We start from the raw sequence: 16,032 nt of genomic DNA, 5'->3' as shown, positions 1-16,032 counted from the left end.
TGCTGGAGCCATGAGGCGCCTGAGAATACAAAAAGGACCATAGGAACGCGGGAGCGCCCCTCAGGTCCTGGAATGCATCCAGCAATGTTCAAGCATGCCCGGCGGGAAACACTCCCGAAGAACAGGCCGCGCCTATAGGTCAGGACGGGGCTCGGGTCAACGGGGCGGAATCGGTTTGGGTGTGGGTAGGTTATTGGTTTCTTGGGCGGAGACAATGGCTCACGCGAGTCCGCCAACGACACCTCTCTGATCCTCCCCCGCCAGGGGGAGGTGGCACCGCAGGTGACGGAGGGGGAGGAACACGCAACCTGCGGTGTCGCCCCCTCCCCCTCCGTCTGGCAAGAGCCAGCCACCTCCCCCTGGCGGGGGAGGATCAGCGAGCTCCTCTACCGCGATCGTGTCCCGAGCACCGCCAGCAGCGTCTTTTCGAATCGCGCGGGATCCTCGACCTGCGGCGAGTGACCCAGCCCCTCGAGCATCACCAGGTTCGCATTCGGCATCTGCTTCACCGCGCGCGGCGCCACCATCGGCACCGGTTCGAGGAACTTGCGTAAGTTCGCCGGCGCCTGCGCCCGGCCGAACGCGGTCTTGTCCAGCGTCCCGATGATCAAAGTCGTCGACGGCGTGATCCGGTACAGCTCATGCGCGACCGATTGCGTCTTGATCATCTCGCTCGTCTTGGCCTGCGCGAGCGCCACGGTGTCGCGCCCTGCCCCCTGGTACATGCCCGCCTGCATCCAGACCCAGCGATCATAGGATGGCTTCCATACACCGTGGTAATAGTTCTCGAGCTGATACGCCTTGATCGACGCGTAGCTCGTCTTCTTCTCGTTCGCCCACAGCGTGTCGACGTCGGTATACGGCACGCCCTCCTCGCCGCGATCCTTCAGGCCGAGCGGATTGACGAGCACCAGCTTCTCGACCGACGCCGGGTAGAGAATGGCGTACCGCATCGCGAGCATGCCGCCCATCGAGTGCCCGACGATCGTCGCCCGCGTGATGCCGCGCGATTCGAGCAGCCGGTTGGTGAACGTCGCGAGCATCTCGAAGCTATATTGTGCCGCGCGGGGCTTGGACGATTTGCAGAAGCCGATCTGGTCGGGGACGATCACCCGGTAGCCGACCTCGCTCAGCGCCCGCGCGGTACTGCCCCAGGTCGCGCCGCAGAAGTTCTTGCCGTGGAGCAGCACGACCGTGCGGCCATTGGGCCGTTGCGGCGCGATATCCATGAACGCCATCTGCGCAGGACTGCCGACGATATCGACTTCCATCGTCTGGACAGGCCACGGATAGGTGAAGCGTTCGAGCTGCGGCCCCAGGTCCGGCACCTGCGGAACCGGCCCCGCCCCCATGAGTAACGCCGCGACCGGCAGCGCCAGCATCATCAATCCCGCCTTCATAGTTATACGCTTCCCACATCCAACGAGACGGCTTTAAGGTTAACGAGCAAATCACACATCGCGCAACGCATCATCCTTACGATGATCGCCAGGGGATGCTGGCGGGACAAATTGCACGCGAGACGCTTGCCCTTCGCGAAAACGCTGGGTAAGGGGCGCGTCCGTGTAGGAGTGTAGCTCAGTTGGTTAGAGCGTCGGTCTCCAAAACCGAAGGCCCTCGGTTCGAATCCGAGCACTCCTGCCACCCCCTTTAAATTCCCTGCAAAAATCGCGGCGATTGCACTCGCCGTCTTAGCGCGTCCATCACGATTGCAGAAATTGCATTCCATAATGCAATTTTCGCAATTGATCTACGATGTGCTGCGATGCACAACGATCAGGCCTTTCAGGCATCCTCTCCTAAAAACTTTCACGGCCGGTCTTGTACCGGCCTTTTTTTTGGTCTCGATCGCGCGTACACCGTCCGTGCCGTCGTCAAGCCGAACGATAAATAGAAACCGTGGGAGCGGAGCCGCCGGTCAAACCGGCACCGGCAAGACGATCGTGCGGGGGATCGAGTGACCCAAGCGCTCTCCCCCGCCACTTCTCCCGATCACCGCCGTGTCGCTTTCGATACGACGCCCACCCCTCTCCTGCCGCGCACTTGCTTTCACGACGGGTGGAAGCTATCTGCCGCGCTTCCGACAGCGAGGACGGACCTGCCGCCGCTGCCCTTCACAGGGAGCGGCTAGTGGGTCTATGCCTCGCATCCCAAGTTTCTCAATCAGCGGGTGCGAAGAACATCGTGGCGAAAACGTCCCCACTCGAATTCATCCAGCAGGTCCGCAACGAGACCGCGAAGGTCACGTGGCCGACGCGTCGCGAGACGGTCATGACCGGCGTGATGGTGGTGATCATGACGACGATCCTCGCGGTCTTCTTCTTTGGCGTCGACTCGATCCTGCAAGCGATCGTTTCCCTGCTCCTCAAACTCGCTCAGTAAGCAAGGTTCCGTCATGGCGCGCTGGTACATCATTCACGCCTATTCGGGCTTCGAGGGCAAGGTCCGCGACTCGATCATGGCCGAGGCGACCCGGATGGGTCTCGAACAGCTCGTCGAGCAGATCGAAGTCCCGACTGAAACTACGACGGAAGCTCGTCGCGGCAAGAAGATCGCGGTCGAGCGCAAGTTCATGCCGGGCTACGTGCTCGCCAAGCTGAACATGAACGACGACGTGTATCACCTGGTGAAGAACACGCCGAAGGTCACGGGCTTCCTCGGCAGCATGGGCAAGCCGCAGGCGATCAGCGAGGCGGAAGCCACGCGGATGCTCAACAGCAAGGAAGAAGCCGCCGCTGCGCCCAAGCAGAAGGTCAAGGTCGATTACGAGATCGGCGACCAGGTCAAGGTCCTCGACGGCCCGTTCGCGACCTTCAACGGCTTGGTCGAAGAACTCGATTTCGACCGCAGCCGCGTCAAGGTTTCGGTGTCGATCTTTGGGCGTGCGACGCCTGTGGAGCTCGAGTTCGAACAGGTCGAAAGAAGCAAGTAAGACGCAGAGCGTCGTACTTGCGGCCGCACGTGATTAGCCGAGGGCTAATCGCGAGACGGCCTCGACCGGCCGGCGGGCCAAAGGCCCGGCCGACGACGCGGGATTTACTCCCGCGTCGCGTTTTTGAGAACGCAAACCGCTCCTCACACCCCGCTCCGTCATCCTGACGAAAGTGAGGATCCAGAGTTAAGGAATGCAGCGCTGCTTGGCTCTGGATCCTGACTTTCGTCAGGATGACGGAAAGAGGCGGACGTCCCCCGCGGAATGCCGTCAGGCATGGAAACGCCCAGCCTACAGACCCAAGCGTCTCAAAACCGCACGCTATCCGCAACCGCCTGAGCAGCCGGCGCGCTACGGTCGTAGTAATACAAGCTCGGCGCCTCGTACGTCACCAGATACAGCTTCCCCCCGATCACCGCACCGCGTGCTTCGCCACGCCGCTGCAGAGTCTCGTTCTGTTTCGAGAAGGTGTAGGTGAAGCGCACGCCCTTGCTGCCGGCGAACTCGATCGGCGCGATCGTGTCGATCGCCATCGACGACGCGTCGCGCGCGATGCGGTAGCTGTTTTCCAGCAGCACCGGGATGTCGGTGATCAGCATCGTCGCCGAGACCTTCGGCAACGGCCTGTTCTTCTTGTCGACCTCGCGGAACAGCGGCCTGCCGGACTCGATGCCGCCATAGAAGCTCAGGTCGTTCAGTTCGTCGCCGTCCTGCGTCCAGGTTTCGGCATTGCGACCGGGGCGTTCGGACAGCTTGTTCCACTCCGCCCCCGGCTGCACGGTCATCGCCGACTTGGCGACGGCGATGCGCTGGCCGGCGGGGATGAGCTTGTTGCCGGCCGCGACGGGGGCTGCAAGCGAGAGCGTTGCGACTGTGGCGAGCAGGGCGAGTTTCTTGGACATGGTCGTCCTCCTTACGAGATCAGCGTGGCGATGAGCGCGGCGTCGGTCGCGGCCGGCTTGAGGCGGGGATACGTCGCGAGCGCGGCCTGGCCTTCGGCAACCTGCTGGCTGCGCAGCAACGCCAGCCCGAGGCCGCGATACGCCTCGGGCGGCGCATCGCCCTTGCCGATCGCCTCCTGGTAGAATTGCGCGGCACTGACGAGGTCGCGGGGATTGCCGCGCTCGCGGTACAGGTCGCCGCGGGCACACAGCAACGGCGTCGTCCAGCCGGTACCGTCCGCCAGATTGGCGAGCAGATACTCGCTGCCGCCGAAGTCGTTGAGCTTGATCTGGTCGTTGAGGAAGACCGGCAGCCACTTCGCCATCGCCGCCTTATGCGTGTCGACGACCGCAGGCTTGACGTCATGCGCCTCGATCGACGCGGCGCGCAGATACGTGGCGCGCGCGAGATCGGTCGGGTGCGTGGCGAAGACGCCGGCGACGTATTTGTGCTGCGCCCTGCCCCTGCGACCGATCGCGGTCGCATCGGCCTCGCCCATGACGTGCTCCCAGACGTCCGCGGCGGCCGACGACGGGTATTGCGAGCGTGCCAGATACTGGAAGCCGGTCATGTCGGCCTCGCGTTCCTGGTCGCGGCTGAAGGCGTACATCTGGCCCACCACGGAGTATTGGATGTTGGCACTGTTGCGGATGAGGATCGACGCCCACGCCATGACGTCGGTGCCGGTGCGGTGGCTCTTGAAGTCCTTGAGCGAATGCCGAAGCTCGAAATGGCCGAACTCGTGGCCGAGGATCGCCCCCAGCTCGGCTTCGCTCCGGACACGAAGTAACAGTCCGGTCCAGACGACCATCGCGCCATTGGGTGTCATGTATGCGTTGAACGCCGGCACCTCGTCGATATAGAGCCGGACAGATCGGCACCGGTCCTCGCCGACGGTCCGGCACAGCACGCCGCGGACATAGGCATTGAGCGCCGGGTCCTTGACCAGCGACCGGGAGTCGCGCTGCACACGCTCTCGCTCGTCCGCCTCCATCCAGATACCGCGCTCGTCGACCGTCGTCGGGGTATAGGCCTGCGTATAAGTCGGTAGAGGCAGGCGCTTGTCCGCGGCGAACGCGGACGTACCGATCGCGGTGGCGAGCAGAAGCCCCACCATAGGGATCCGCATCTCAGTGCGCCGAAGCTACGGCGGGCGCGGCTGCAACAGCAGTGACGGCGACTGGAGCTTCGGCCGGCTTACCCGGGAAACCCTCAAACAACTGCCGCATGCGCTTGTCCGCGCCCTCCGCGTCACGGACGTCCCCGCCCATCTGCATATCCGCGTTCAGCCAGACGAGTTCGCCGGTACGCAAGTCGACCAGCCCAGCGAATCCCTTGTGCACGCCCGCGGTGACGCCGACGCGCGCCATCGCCGCAAAGACCTGCAGCACCTTCCGCCCAGTCGAGCCGAAATAATCCTCGGTGGTGATGAACAGCGCATAGTCCGCTTTATCGAGCCCGGGCAGCGTGCGGACGTCGGGGCCAAGCCCCCATTCGAACTGGTCCTTGCGCTTCTTGGTCGGCAGGCGGTTGCCCTTGAAGAACTGATACTCGATCACCGACGACGCGACCGCGCCGAACAGTTCCTGATACTCCGCGACCTTCGCCGAGCCCGCACCGATTGGATCGACATACCCGACGACGCTGTTGCCGAGACCGGTCTGCGCCTTGGCGAGCGCGGTGGCGATGTTCTCCTTCGCCTGATCCGTCCAGTCGGCGTTCGGCTCGTACATCCCGCCGGTCGACTGCGCGCCGACCCGGATCGATGGCCGCATCAACACGATCCGCGCGGTACCGGGCGCCAGGATGAAACCAGGCTTCAGCCCAGTCTTCTCCTGCGCATACGCCGGCGCGATCGCCGTAACCGCAAGCATCAGCGCGACCAGCGTCGCACGGCACAACATGATCATACCCACCCCTATTCTCGGATGCCCCCATCCGATTCAGGTCATATTAGAGCCGGAGCAGCCCATCGTCCGAGAATTATTCGGTTCAAAACGAGTGGTTTCGGACCATCACGCACCGGACCCTCGCCTCACGCACCCCAGGCCAATAGATTTGTTAGATCAGCGGCGAATAGATCGCTCGTCCATTACCCGAATTTGGGCGACAAAGACGCATACCGGTTCGATACCTATAATTCCAACGCGATATCATCCCCAACATCGAAATATATTTTCGCCACGCGATGGAACATCTTCTACCCCAATTGGCATAGATTTGTTCATTATCATCGAGTTGGCTACCGTTCTTTCGCTGCGCCGTAATCATGGGGAGCTTATTTAGGTTTGGTTAACCATAACCAGTTATATTGCGCTAACATTTGTAGGACAGTCCGCGTACAAGACATGGCGTAGTTACCGCTACGCCGTTCCCCTATGATGGCCGGCGTATTTGGCCAACGCCATGTACCCTATGACCAGCTTGACACACGTGCGACCGTATTCAGCGATCCGCCTACAGGAAATGACTGATGCCCCTGACGACCACGGCCCTAAAGAAATCGCTTGAGCATGGCGATCACTTGCGTTCAGGCATCGCGACGGCTCGTGCGTCCCACGATTCAACCGAAGCCGGTCATCGTATCTTGTTTCTCGACCTTGAGAATGCAGCCGCCAGCGGCGTTCGTCGTGAACTCGAAGAGATGGGCCACAAAACAGCATGGATTGGCTTGGCGAGCGAAGAACGCGCCGGGCTCGCGTTTCAACCAGACCTGATCGTGATCAACCCCGATGCCTCGATCGGCAATCGTCACGCGTTTATCGCCTTGTTGGACAAAGAACAGTTTTCCGGGACACTAACGCTGTTGCGGCCCAGCGTGCATTTCCGGGATGCGATCGCGCTGGCGGAGCAGTCCGGGATCGATCACGTCGACTGGCTCGACGCGCCCTATAGCGCGCAGGACATTGTCGACCGCCTGGCCCATATCGCCCGGCAACCGCATGATGGCGACACCGGCGACCGGCATTTCCTGTCGTGGCTGATCCAGCAAGGCCGGCTGCTGCCCAATCTCACGCATGAATTCCATGAGAAACGCAGCCTGCACGACGACGGCATCGCCGGCTACGAAACACTCACGCGGTTGCGCAATCGACCGTCGCTCAACCCCGAGCACATCTTCGCACCGTCGACGATCCTCTCGCTGGAGGTCGCCGCGACGTCGCTTGCGGTGGAAGCGGCTGCCCGCCTGCTCGCGGCGCTGGCAGCGGACGGCAGGCTGGTACCGATCGCGGTGAACTGCAGCGCCGCCGTGCTCGCGCATCCGGATTTTCTCGCCGCGATGCCGATCCTGCTGCGACGCCATCATGTCGCCCCCGGCATGCTCGGGATCGAACTCACCGAGATCAGCTATTCGGGACTCGATGGTCGCCTGCTAGAAAACATGCGTGAGCTTGGGACGATGGGCATACCCATCTCGCTCGACGATTTCGGCAAGGGCGCGACCAACTTCGATCGCATTTCCGACTTGCCCGTGTCCGAGGTCAAGATCGATCGGAAGATCTTCCAGAAATGCCGCAAGGGCGAGTTCCCGCCGTCGCTGCTGAGGGAAATCATCGATTATTGCCGGAGCCGGTCGATCGGAACGGTCATTGAGGGCATCGAGACCGCCGACGATCTCGTTCTGGCGAAATCGCTCGGTGCCGACTGCGGCCAAGGCTTTTACTGGGGGAAACCCGTGCCGATTGAATCGATCGTACCCCATCATGGTGCCTGACAACAGGTTCGGCCGCTTTATAGGCCGGACGCTCGACGAGGCTGAGCCCGTCGCCACGAACCCGGTCGAAGGCGAGCGGCCCTCGATGCGGCTGGAACTCCGCGAGGTCGAGGGGCTCGACCTTTCGCCACCCCTCGTGCTCGCGGGTGCCTGGGCCTGGTTGTTGTTCCACGAGGCTGGCGGGCTGATCAGCTATTCCGACGGCTACGCCACGCGGTCGGCCTGTTACGCCGCAGCCAAGCAGATCGCCTGGCCGGTAGACGTCTTTGAATAAACCGCGGTGGATCACGCAGGCCTCCCAGGCTTCTAATCCACGACGCGAACGCCGGTTGCCGCCCCCTACGTTTTCGGCTATGCGCGCCGGCTTCCACCTTCATTGATGGAATTTGCGGGAGGCTGTCGCGAGACGGCCGCCATCACCGCTAGGCTCACATAAAGAGAGTGACATGGCTAAAAAGATTACCGGATACATCAAGCTGCAGGTGCCTGCAGGCGAGGCAAAGCCCGCGCCGCCGATCGGGCCTGCGCTGGGTCAGCGCGGCGTGAACATCATGGAGTTCTGCAAGGCGTTCAACGCCGGCACGAGCGAACTGAAGAAGGGCATGCCGATCCCGACCGTCATCACGGTCTATGCGGATCGCTCGTTCTCGTTCGAGACCAAGACCCCGCCTGCCTCGTACCTGATCAAGGAGGCGGCTGGTCTCAAGTCGGGTTCGAAGGAGCCGGGCAAGGTCGTCGCCGGCACGATCAAGCGCTCGCAGTTGAGCGAGATCGCCACGACGAAGATGAAGGACCTCAACGCCAACGATATCGACGCTGCGACGAAGATCATCGAAGGCAGCGCCCGCGCAATGGGCCTCGAAGTGGTGGAGGGCTGATATCATGGCTAAGCTGAGCAAGAAGCAGAAGGCCGTCACGGTCGACCTCGTCAAGCTGCACGGCATCGACGAGGCCATCGGTCTCGCACGGTCGGGCGCCACGTCGAAGTTCGATGAGACGATCGAAGTCGCGCTGAACCTGGGCGTCGATCCGCGTCACGCAGACCAGATGGTCCGCGGCGTGGTGACGCTGCCCAAGGGCACCGGCAAGACCGTCCGCGTCGGCGTGTTCGCCCGCGGCGCGAAGGCTGAGGAAGCCCTCGCAGCAGGCGCAGACGTCGTCGGCGCCGAAGACCTGATGGAAATCATCCAGGGTGGCACGATCGATTTCGATCGCTGCATCGCGACCCCGGACATGATGGGCATCGTCGGTCGCCTCGGTAAGGTGCTGGGTCCCAAGGGCCTGATGCCGAACCCGAAGCTCGGCACGGTGACGATGAACGTCGCCGCCGCCGTTCAGGCAGCCAAGGGCGGCCAGATCGAGTATCGCGTCGAAAAGGCCGGCATCATCCATTCGGGCATCGGCAAGGCGTCGTTCCCGGCGGAAGACCTGCGCGCGAACTTCGATGCACTGGTAGACGCAGTGGTCAAGGCCAAGCCGACCGGCGCCAAGGGCAAGTACGTCCAGAAGGTCGCGATCTCGTCGACCATGGGTGCAGGCATCAAGGTCGACACGACCGAGGTTGCTGGCGCGTAAGCCCGAGCCGCACGTGGCTAGCGCGAGCTAGCCACGAGACGGCGACAGGCCGGCCGGCGCGGGCAACCGCGACCGACGAGGACGGGATTTACTCCCGTCCCGCGGTTGATAGTTGAGAAGGGCCGGGAGCGATCCCGGCCCTTTTTGCGTGTTGGCGATATCGGTCGTTCGGCGAAGATCGGCCCTACCCCACTCCGTCATCCTGACGAAAGTCATGATCCAGGGTTACGGACGTCGCCCCTCTGGCTCTGGATCCTGACTTTCGTCAGGATGACGGGGGTTGTGGAAAACGCGTGAACGCCACGCCATTATGGCTCACGTCGTAACGCATGATTGAAGCCTCCTGCCACTGCGGCGCGTTAACGATTTCTGTCAGCCACCCGCCTGAATGGGTAGCCGACTGCAACTGCTCGATCTGTCGCAGCTACGGAGCCCTGTGGGCCTACTACCGGGCAAGTGACGTGCGCGTCGCAGCATCCGTTCCGATCGACATCTATAGTTGGGGTGCCAAGACATTGCGCTTCCGTCGCTGCAGCGAATGCGGATGCGTGACGCACTGGACGAAGGTCGACCCCGCGATCGACCGGATCGGCATCAACGCCCGCCAGATGCCGCCCGACATCCTGGCGGCGGCCCGCATACGCCGGCTCGATGGCGCGGATAGCGGACTATACCTCGACGCCTGACCTTCTCCGCGATTGACTCCCCCGCATATTCCGCTAAGCGGCACCTTCGTTCGGCGGGCTTGCTCGTCGAACTCCGTCCGAGACAGTGGGTGCAGCGGGTTTGCCGGTGCTTAATCTCCCACCTAGACGGGGAATGAGATTTTGTCGGCCCATCTGCGCGCCGCCCCTCTCCCATGCCCCATCGACGAGACACCCCGGAAGCGCGGGTTTGTCTGCGCCTCCGGTTAGTAACCGGGTCCACTGCGCAAGCGGTGAACTCGTAAAACGTGGAGAATGGCATGGATCGTGATCAAAAGACCGCGGCCGTAGCCGAGCTGAACCGCACCTTTTCCGAGGTCGGCGTCGTCGTTGTCACGCGCAACCTCGGCCTGACCGTCGCACAGTCCACTGTGCTGCGGAACAAGATGCGCGACGCCGGCGCGACCTACAAGGTCTCGAAGAACAAGCTTGCCAAGATCGCAATGGACGGCACCGACTACAGCTCGCTGGGCGACATGCTCACGGGTCCGGTCGGTCTGGCCAGCTCCATCGATCCCGTCGCGGCCGCCAAGGTGGTCGTGGAATTCGCGAAGACGAACGACAAGTTCGAAATCGTGGGTGGGGCGATGGGCGCGACGACCCTCGACGTCGACGGTGTGAAGGCGCTCGCAACGCTGCCCTCGCTGGACGAACTGCGTGCCAAGATCGTTGGCCTCATCGTGGCACCTGCCACGAAGCTGGCAACGATCACGCAGGCTCCGGCAGCGCAGCTCGCGCGCGTGCTTTCCGCCTACGCGGAGAAGGAAGCCGCCTGATCTTGCAGGCCTTTCGTTACCTTTTTGAACTGATGGGGCATGAGCCCCGAGATGGAGATTTATCATGGCAGACCTGAACGCGCTCGTTGAGAGCCTGAGCGAACTGACCGTTCTCGAAGCAGCTGAGCTTTCGAAGCTGCTCGAAGAGAAGTGGGGCGTTTCGGCCGCAGCAGCGGTCGCAGCACCGGCAGCAGGCGGCGGCGCAGCTGCTCCTGCAGCAGAAGAGCAGACCGAATTCGACGTCATCCTGACCGGCGACGGTGGCAAGAAGATCAACGTCATCAAGGAAGTCCGTGCGATCACCGCGCTCGGCCTGACCGAAGCCAAGACGCTGGTCGAGTCGGCTCCTAAGGCCGTCAAGGAAGGCGTGTCGAAGGACGAGGCAGCCAAGATCAAGGCTCAGCTCGAAGCAGCCGGCGCGACCGTCGAGGTCAAGTAAGCCGCAGCTGGAGAGACGATTTAGCGCAGGCTAAATCGCACTCCAGCAAGGCCGGCCGGCGGCATTCATGCCGACCGACGAAGCAGGGGCTTTGCCCCTGCTGGCCGCAGCTAAGAAAAAGGGCGGCCCCAGCGATGGGGTCGCCCTTTTTCGTTGTGCACCGCGAAGGTTCTACGTCCCCATGAAGGCCGGAGTTACGCTGGGAACGGCACGAACGAAGCACAACGCCCCTCACGACGGACGTTTCACTTGGGCCCCGGCCTCCGCCGGGGTGGGGAAAATCGGCGGTCAGGCAGGTTAGATTTTAAAGCGTCGTGCGTCGTTCGCCCGCTCCGCCCGCTATACCACCGCATCCAGATCGCGCGGATGCACGGTCCACCCCTTCCACGTCAGCCCGGTCTTCACCCCGACGAATACCGCCGACCCGACCAGCGCTGCGAACAGCCCGACCCACAGCGCATCGAACGCCATCAAAGCCCAGACGATCGCCAACGGCTGCCCCATAGCGATCTTGTGGTTGGCCATGTGCAACGCCTGAGCCGGACCGAACGCTGTCGCCGCCAATACGCTAAGGACAATCCCAGCGGGTAATAGCGACGTCATCGCCCGCCTCGGCGTCACCCAAGGATCCTCGATCAACGCGCCGACGACGTAAATCCAGAACCCGCCCTGGATGATCGTGGAGACGATCTGCAGCGGCACGTTGATCGCCGGCGATAGCCCTTGTTTGCCGAGCCACATAAACGGCCATGCAGCCGCCAATCCCACGATCATGCCCGCCACGACGCGAACAATGGTCGTCGGCGGAACCAGCAGCGTCCGGCGGACGGACCCGACCGACCAGAACCGCGCGACCGCGAGAATCGCGATGACGAACCCCGCCACCTTCACATAGCCGAAGCCCCAGCGCAGCGGATCGTTGGCGAGTGCGCGAAACTGCTCCACCGAGACGAACATGCCGAGGTGGATTTCCGAGATATGCTGCAGAAACTCCGGTACCACCGCAATCGCCAGGATCAACGGCGCGACTTTCACCGCACGTCCGCCGAGCCGATAGGTCTCCAAGATGGCACGCCCTATGCCGAGAATGGCCCTGCCGATGCGCCTTCCGATCCCGTGTCTTTCCGTACGATCAATCATGCCTCTTCCCCCTCTTGCGCAAACCTCAGGATGTCACCCGGCTGGCAGTCGAGCGCCGTGCAGATCGCCTCCAGCGTCGAGAAGCGGATAGCCTTGGCCTTGCCGGTCTTCAGGATCGACAGGTTGGCCATCGTAATGTCGACTGCCTGCGACAATTCGGTCAGCGTCATGCCGCGTGCTGCGAGCATGCCGTCGAGCGTGACGATGACGGGCATCAGACGGTCATCGCCAGATCGTCGCGCATGCGGGCGCCGACGCGGAACACCCGGGCGAGCACGAACAGCATCACGACCCCGATCCAGCCGGTAAAGCCGGGCACCCATGTTGCGTGATCGACACCGAGCCTGTCGAGCGCGAGCACGATCCCGCCGAAAGCGAGATCGAGCAGTTGTATCGCGAACAGCGCCCAGCCGATCCGCTGGAGACGATCGGCGTTGGCGACGACGAACGGGTCGCCCGCCCGCACCGTGGCCAGGATCGCGAGCAAGCGGCTGAACAGGTGATACACCGCGATGCAGGCGACGAGGCTTAGGGCGCCGGTGAGACGCAGCAACGCGATCGTCTCGCTGACGTAGTGGCCGTGATACTTGGTGGCGATCTGGGCGGTTAGCGCGTCACCGAAGACGAACGAAGCGATGATCGCGATCACGAACCCAAACGCGACAATCCAGTTCAGCCAGTTCGCGAACCGTACCAGTCCGCTCGCGACGACGAGAACACGATCCTGCATGCCGACCTCCGTTTATCGATAAACAATATGTATCGTTTATCGATAAACGTCAATCGTGTCGCGTCAGCCCTCGCTCGGGTCGTAACGGCAGCCCGTCAGCGTTCGAAGATCGCCGCGTGCGGCCGGGCCGCAACCGTGCTGTACATGCGGGCGGGGGCGTCGAGCCAGAACGGCGCGAGCTTGGGGGAGTCGACGCGTTCTACGCCTACCACCCACGCGCGGGCGAACTGCGCCTCGTCGCCATCCGTCACGTACAAGATGTTGGTCGCGACGACCGGCACGAACATCGGCCGGTTGGCCGCGATCATCGTCCGGATCGCCTCTCGCGCGATCGCCGTCACGGTACGGATCGTCCGCGTTTCGCCTGGCGCCAGCGCGAACGGCGGGGCGACGGGCCGCACGACGGGCGCCGCGTTGAACTGCGCAAGGTCCTGATCCTGATCGGCGTGCGCGGTGAGCAACGCGACGCCGGTGCGGATCGCTTCGGCCGATGCGGTGCCCGTGTTGGTCACGACGAGTTCGCACTCGACGGTGGCGCTGAGCAGGTTGAGACCGGCGCGCAACGGACGCAGTTCGCAGGTCAGCCGGGCACGCGCGGCGACTGGCGGCGTAGGTGGCGCCTTGCCCTTAGGCTCGAGAAATTTGGGCGCGGCTATTGGCACGGCAGCAACGGGTGCGACCGCAGATGCCGTGGCAGGGGTGACGGCCGCCGGCCTTTCAGCCGGTTCGGAGACGACCGGCTTAGGGGCGACCGGCTGGGGAGCAACGGGCTGGGCGACCGGCTTTGCGGCAACGGGCGGCGGCGTCGGCTCGACATAGGCTTCGGGTTCGGCACTCTCGTACCGGTGGCTGCGCGGCTTGCGGCGGAGCGCCCACAGCGCGCCGAGAACCACGACAATCGCCGTCAGCGAAAGCCACAGGGGCATCGCGCTGCCCTTTTCCGGCGTCGAGAGGGTGGATTCCGGAGTTGGGGCTGGCGTCGTTGCTGACACCGACGCGGTGGGCTGCGGCGCGGAGGGTTGCGGCGCCATTCCGGTGGTCGAGGTCTGCGGTGGCGACGATTGGAGAGTGGGGTCGGACGTGGGCGTGGCGACGGGCGCCGGTTCGGCCGATGTCGGCGGACGCGTCGACTCGTCGTCCGAAGCGCGCGGTCTGGTCGTTTGTTCCGGCGTCGTCCGGGTGGTTGCTCGTTCGCGCATGGGCGCTTCGGTCGTCGGGCGCTCGACGCCTGCACGTTGCGTCGTCGCACGATCCGTGGCGGGCTTTGCCGCAGCGGTCGAGCGGGGAGTACGACGGGGGGCTGGCGTGGCATTCGGCAGGACGATCGTCGGCGCGGCGGGCACCGGAATCGCGGTGGCGTCGGGGTTCGCCTGCGTGCCGGGGGTCTGCAGGCGCTCCAGGCCGCGCACTGGTGCGGCCGGCTCGGTTTGCGCGGCCGCCGGGGTCGCTGTGGCGGCCAGGACGGTCATGGTGGCGAGCAGGGCGGCCAGCGCCCCGCGGTCGGTCGTCATCGTCGAAATCCCCTGCGCGCGGTCGTCGCGGCGTTGTGGGCGGGGGAGGCTGAACGTGACCCGACGGCAACCCGTGATGCGACGAGTTGCTTCTGGGTAGCGGTGAAACGTTGGTGGCGTGTGAGCGGCTGGGTGTCGGTGGACTGTACCCCTACCTTGCCAGTGGTGGGTATCGGAAAGAGCGGACACGGAGCAGGGCGCTTCCCTTGCCTCCCCCTCCGTCTGGCAAGGGCCAGCCACCTCCCCCTTGCGGGGGAGGATCGGTAGGCTGGCTTACTTCGGGGCGACGACCACTGAGCCGCCCTTCATCACGAAGGCGGGGTGTTCCAGTTGGCGGACGTCGGCGAGCGGATCGCCGTCGACTGCGACGAGATCGCCGAACCGGCCGGGCTGGATCGCGCCGACGTCTGCGGTTCTGGCCAACGCGATCGCCGCGCTGGAGGTGGCGGCCTGGATCGCCTCCATCGGCGTCATGCCCCATTCGACCATCTTGGCGAATTGGAGCGCGTTGTTGCCGTTGGGGTAGACCCCGCCGTCGGTGCCGAACAGCATCTTGACCCCAGCGGCATGCGCGGCGCGGAAAGTCTGGCGCTGCTTGAGGCCGACCTGGCGTTCCTTCTCGAGGCTCTCGGGGAAGACACCGTTCTTGGCACCCTCGGCAAGAATATAGTCATCATCATAGATATCCATGTCGAACCACGCCCCGCTCGCCTTGGCCAACTTGAACGATTCGGCATCGGCGAGGCTGGCGTGTTCGATCGTGTCGACGCCCGCGCGCAGTGCGTCGTTGATCCCCTCGGCGCCGTGCGCGTGGACCGCGACCTTCATGCCGAGCATGTGCGCTTCCTCGACGATCGCCTTGATCTCGGCGAGGCTGATCTGCTGCGCGCCGACGGCGTCGGTTTTCGAGAGGACGCCGCCGGTCATGCAGACCTTCACCACCTCGGCGCCGTATTTGCGGATGGTCCGCACGGCGCCGCGAAACTCGTCGGGCGTGTTGGCGATCTGCGGGTGCGGGACCTGGATAGAGGGCGGGAATTCGGTCGCGTCGCAGTGGCCGCCGGTGGCGCCGAGCGCGTAGGTGGCGGGGACGATGCGTGGGCCGGGAACATAGCCGCGCTCGATCCCCTGCTTCAGCGCGACGTCGTCGTAATTGGCCGAGCCGACGTTGCGCACGGTGGTGAAGCCCGCGTCGAGCGTCTTGCGTGCATTGGCGACGCCAACGACGGTCCAAAAATTGTCGGTGAACTCGAGCTGACGGTAGCCGCTGAGCGTCGGGTCGCTGGTCAGATGGACGTGCATGTCGATCAGGCCCGGGAGCAGCGTCCGCTCGCCCAGATCGACGCGTTCGGCGCCGACGGGCACCGCGTCGCCCTTGCGGCCCACTGCGGTGATGCGGCCATCGACGATCGTCACTTGCGGGTTGTCGACTCGCTTGCCCGCAAGGACGTCGATCATGTGCGCTGCGGTGACGACGACCGTCCTCGCATCGGCATTGCCGGCGGTCGTCGCGAGTAGCGTCGCGATGAGAATGCGCGCGATCATGTAGGTCCCCTTCCCCGTGTTAC

At 63.8% G+C, this 16,032-nt stretch carries 19 protein-coding genes and 1 tRNA gene; 10 read left to right on the top strand and 10 right to left on the bottom strand.

Going from position 1 to position 16,032, the window contains the following annotated elements; genetic code table 11:
• Positions 1-386: 386 nt before the first annotated feature.
• Positions 387-1,400, bottom strand: a complete 1,014-nt coding sequence (locus AC1ME3_RS10310; RefSeq protein WP_480953085.1) for an alpha/beta fold hydrolase — start codon at positions 1,398-1,400, stop codon at positions 387-389.
• 167 nt (positions 1,401-1,567) lie between these two features.
• On the opposite strand from AC1ME3_RS10310, the gene AC1ME3_RS10305 reads away from it, so the two are divergent.
• The 3 genes from AC1ME3_RS10305 (at position 1,568) to nusG (ending at position 2,932) form a co-directional block, all read left to right on the top strand.
• Positions 1,568-1,644: transfer RNA gene (locus AC1ME3_RS10305), tRNA-Trp, on the top strand.
• A gap of 540 nt (positions 1,645-2,184) precedes the next feature.
• The gene (gene secE, locus AC1ME3_RS10300) at positions 2,185-2,382 is read left to right on the top strand and encodes a preprotein translocase subunit SecE (RefSeq protein ID WP_056486886.1); all 198 of its coding nucleotides are present in this window, start codon (positions 2,185-2,187) and stop codon (positions 2,380-2,382) included.
• Positions 2,383-2,395: 13 nt separating this feature from the next.
• Positions 2,396-2,932 carry a transcription termination/antitermination protein NusG gene (gene nusG / locus AC1ME3_RS10295; protein ID WP_055872668.1) on the top strand — a complete coding sequence of 179 codons (537 nt, stop codon included), beginning with the start codon at positions 2,396-2,398 and terminating at the stop codon, positions 2,930-2,932.
• Between the two features lie 308 nt (positions 2,933-3,240).
• Here the strand turns inward: nusG and AC1ME3_RS10290 are convergent, their stop codons facing one another.
• From AC1ME3_RS10290 to AC1ME3_RS10275, 4 genes are all read right to left on the bottom strand, one after another.
• Positions 3,241-3,834, bottom strand: coding sequence for a hypothetical protein (locus tag AC1ME3_RS10290; RefSeq protein ID WP_480953084.1), 594 nt, complete (start codon positions 3,832-3,834; stop codon positions 3,241-3,243).
• 11 nt (positions 3,835-3,845) lie between these two features.
• Positions 3,846-5,003 (bottom strand): M48 family metallopeptidase, encoded by a 1,158-nt coding sequence (locus AC1ME3_RS10285; RefSeq protein ID WP_480953083.1) that lies wholly within the window; start codon positions 5,001-5,003, stop codon positions 3,846-3,848.
• A gap of 1 nt (position 5,004) precedes the next feature.
• On the bottom strand, positions 5,005-5,778 hold the full coding sequence (locus AC1ME3_RS10280) for a hypothetical protein (protein WP_480955809.1): 774 nt from the start codon (positions 5,776-5,778) through the stop codon (positions 5,005-5,007).
• A gap of 659 nt (positions 5,779-6,437) precedes the next feature.
• Positions 6,438-6,629, bottom strand: a complete 192-nt coding sequence (locus tag AC1ME3_RS10275; protein WP_480953082.1) for a hypothetical protein — start codon at positions 6,627-6,629, stop codon at positions 6,438-6,440.
• Between the two features lie 12 nt (positions 6,630-6,641).
• Here AC1ME3_RS10275 and AC1ME3_RS10270 point away from each other — a divergent pair, with 12 nt between their 5' ends.
• From AC1ME3_RS10270 to rplL, 7 genes are all read left to right on the top strand, one after another.
• Complete coding sequence (locus AC1ME3_RS10270; RefSeq protein WP_480953081.1) at positions 6,642-7,589, top strand: EAL domain-containing protein; 948 nt, start codon at positions 6,642-6,644, stop codon at positions 7,587-7,589.
• Positions 7,579-7,863, top strand: coding sequence for a hypothetical protein (locus AC1ME3_RS10265; protein ID WP_056060523.1), 285 nt, complete (start codon positions 7,579-7,581; stop codon positions 7,861-7,863). The genes AC1ME3_RS10270 and AC1ME3_RS10265 overlap by 11 nt, the downstream gene beginning before the upstream one ends.
• A gap of 172 nt (positions 7,864-8,035) precedes the next feature.
• Positions 8,036-8,467, top strand: a complete 432-nt coding sequence (gene rplK, locus AC1ME3_RS10260; protein WP_056047586.1) for a 50S ribosomal protein L11 — start codon at positions 8,036-8,038, stop codon at positions 8,465-8,467.
• 4 nt (positions 8,468-8,471) lie between these two features.
• Entirely contained in the window at positions 8,472-9,164 is a 693-nt protein-coding gene (rplA, locus tag AC1ME3_RS10255; RefSeq protein ID WP_056047582.1) for a 50S ribosomal protein L1, read from the top strand.
• Between the two features lie 329 nt (positions 9,165-9,493).
• Positions 9,494-9,850: a GFA family protein gene (locus tag AC1ME3_RS10250; protein ID WP_480953080.1), complete on the top strand. Its 357-nt coding sequence runs from the start codon at positions 9,494-9,496 to the stop codon at positions 9,848-9,850.
• 278 nt (positions 9,851-10,128) lie between these two features.
• Positions 10,129-10,644 (top strand): 50S ribosomal protein L10, encoded by a 516-nt coding sequence (gene rplJ, locus AC1ME3_RS10245; protein WP_055879768.1) that lies wholly within the window; start codon positions 10,129-10,131, stop codon positions 10,642-10,644.
• Positions 10,645-10,708: 64 nt separating this feature from the next.
• The gene (gene rplL / locus AC1ME3_RS10240; protein WP_056047577.1) at positions 10,709-11,083 is read left to right on the top strand and encodes a 50S ribosomal protein L7/L12; all 375 of its coding nucleotides are present in this window, start codon (positions 10,709-10,711) and stop codon (positions 11,081-11,083) included.
• Positions 11,084-11,422: 339 nt separating this feature from the next.
• Here rplL and AC1ME3_RS10235 read toward each other — a convergent pair whose 3' ends face one another.
• The 5 genes from AC1ME3_RS10235 to AC1ME3_RS10215 all read right to left on the bottom strand — a co-directional run bounded on the left by AC1ME3_RS10235 (position 11,423) and on the right by AC1ME3_RS10215 (position 16,009).
• Positions 11,423-12,148, bottom strand: a complete 726-nt coding sequence (locus AC1ME3_RS10235) for a hypothetical protein (protein ID WP_480953079.1) — start codon at positions 12,146-12,148, stop codon at positions 11,423-11,425.
• A gap of 71 nt (positions 12,149-12,219) precedes the next feature.
• A complete protein-coding gene (locus AC1ME3_RS10230; protein ID WP_480953078.1) occupies positions 12,220-12,438 on the bottom strand; it encodes a helix-turn-helix domain-containing protein in 219 nt (72 codons plus the stop codon).
• A complete protein-coding gene (locus AC1ME3_RS10225) occupies positions 12,438-12,953 on the bottom strand; it encodes a DUF2975 domain-containing protein (protein WP_480953077.1) in 516 nt (171 codons plus the stop codon). The genes AC1ME3_RS10230 and AC1ME3_RS10225 overlap by 1 nt, the downstream gene beginning before the upstream one ends.
• Before the next feature lie 95 nt (positions 12,954-13,048).
• Positions 13,049-14,464 carry a hypothetical protein gene (locus tag AC1ME3_RS10220; RefSeq protein WP_480953076.1) on the bottom strand — a complete coding sequence of 472 codons (1,416 nt, stop codon included), beginning with the start codon at positions 14,462-14,464 and terminating at the stop codon, positions 13,049-13,051.
• A gap of 273 nt (positions 14,465-14,737) precedes the next feature.
• Entirely contained in the window at positions 14,738-16,009 is a 1,272-nt protein-coding gene (locus tag AC1ME3_RS10215; RefSeq protein WP_480953075.1) for a Xaa-Pro dipeptidase, read from the bottom strand.
• Positions 16,010-16,032: the final 23 nt, after the last annotated feature.

The organism is Sphingomonas sp. BL2, assembly GCF_056680015.1.
The sequence above is the reverse complement of the archived record's forward strand: the minus strand, read 5'-3'. Positions and strand labels throughout refer to the sequence as shown.

Excerpts from the sequence above, each read along its gene's own strand:
- nusG (WP_055872668.1), top strand. The coding sequence starts at position 2,396 with ATGGCGCGCTGGTACATCATTCACGCCTATTCGGGCTTCGAGGGCAAG.
- AC1ME3_RS10220 (WP_480953076.1), bottom strand. The coding sequence starts at position 14,464 with ATGACGACCGACCGCGGGGCGCTGGCCGCCCTGCTCGCCACCATGACC.
- AC1ME3_RS10230 (WP_480953078.1), bottom strand. The coding sequence starts at position 12,438 with ATGCCCGTCATCGTCACGCTCGACGGCATGCTCGCAGCACGCGGCATG.
- AC1ME3_RS10215 (WP_480953075.1), bottom strand. The coding sequence starts at position 16,009 with ATGATCGCGCGCATTCTCATCGCGACGCTACTCGCGACGACCGCCGGC.
- AC1ME3_RS10310 (WP_480953085.1), bottom strand. The coding sequence starts at position 1,400 with ATGAAGGCGGGATTGATGATGCTGGCGCTGCCGGTCGCGGCGTTACTC.
- AC1ME3_RS10225 (WP_480953077.1), bottom strand. The coding sequence starts at position 12,953 with ATGCAGGATCGTGTTCTCGTCGTCGCGAGCGGACTGGTACGGTTCGCG.
- AC1ME3_RS10285 (WP_480953083.1), bottom strand. The coding sequence starts at position 5,003 with ATGCGGATCCCTATGGTGGGGCTTCTGCTCGCCACCGCGATCGGTACG.
- AC1ME3_RS10280 (WP_480955809.1), bottom strand. The coding sequence starts at position 5,778 with ATGTTGTGCCGTGCGACGCTGGTCGCGCTGATGCTTGCGGTTACGGCG.
- rplJ (WP_055879768.1), top strand. The coding sequence starts at position 10,129 with ATGGATCGTGATCAAAAGACCGCGGCCGTAGCCGAGCTGAACCGCACC.
- AC1ME3_RS10290 (WP_480953084.1), bottom strand. The coding sequence starts at position 3,834 with ATGTCCAAGAAACTCGCCCTGCTCGCCACAGTCGCAACGCTCTCGCTT.
- AC1ME3_RS10250 (WP_480953080.1), top strand. The coding sequence starts at position 9,494 with ATGATTGAAGCCTCCTGCCACTGCGGCGCGTTAACGATTTCTGTCAGC.
- rplK (WP_056047586.1), top strand. The coding sequence starts at position 8,036 with ATGGCTAAAAAGATTACCGGATACATCAAGCTGCAGGTGCCTGCAGGC.
- AC1ME3_RS10265 (WP_056060523.1), top strand. The coding sequence starts at position 7,579 with ATGGTGCCTGACAACAGGTTCGGCCGCTTTATAGGCCGGACGCTCGAC.
- rplL (WP_056047577.1), top strand. The coding sequence starts at position 10,709 with ATGGCAGACCTGAACGCGCTCGTTGAGAGCCTGAGCGAACTGACCGTT.
- rplA (WP_056047582.1), top strand. The coding sequence starts at position 8,472 with ATGGCTAAGCTGAGCAAGAAGCAGAAGGCCGTCACGGTCGACCTCGTC.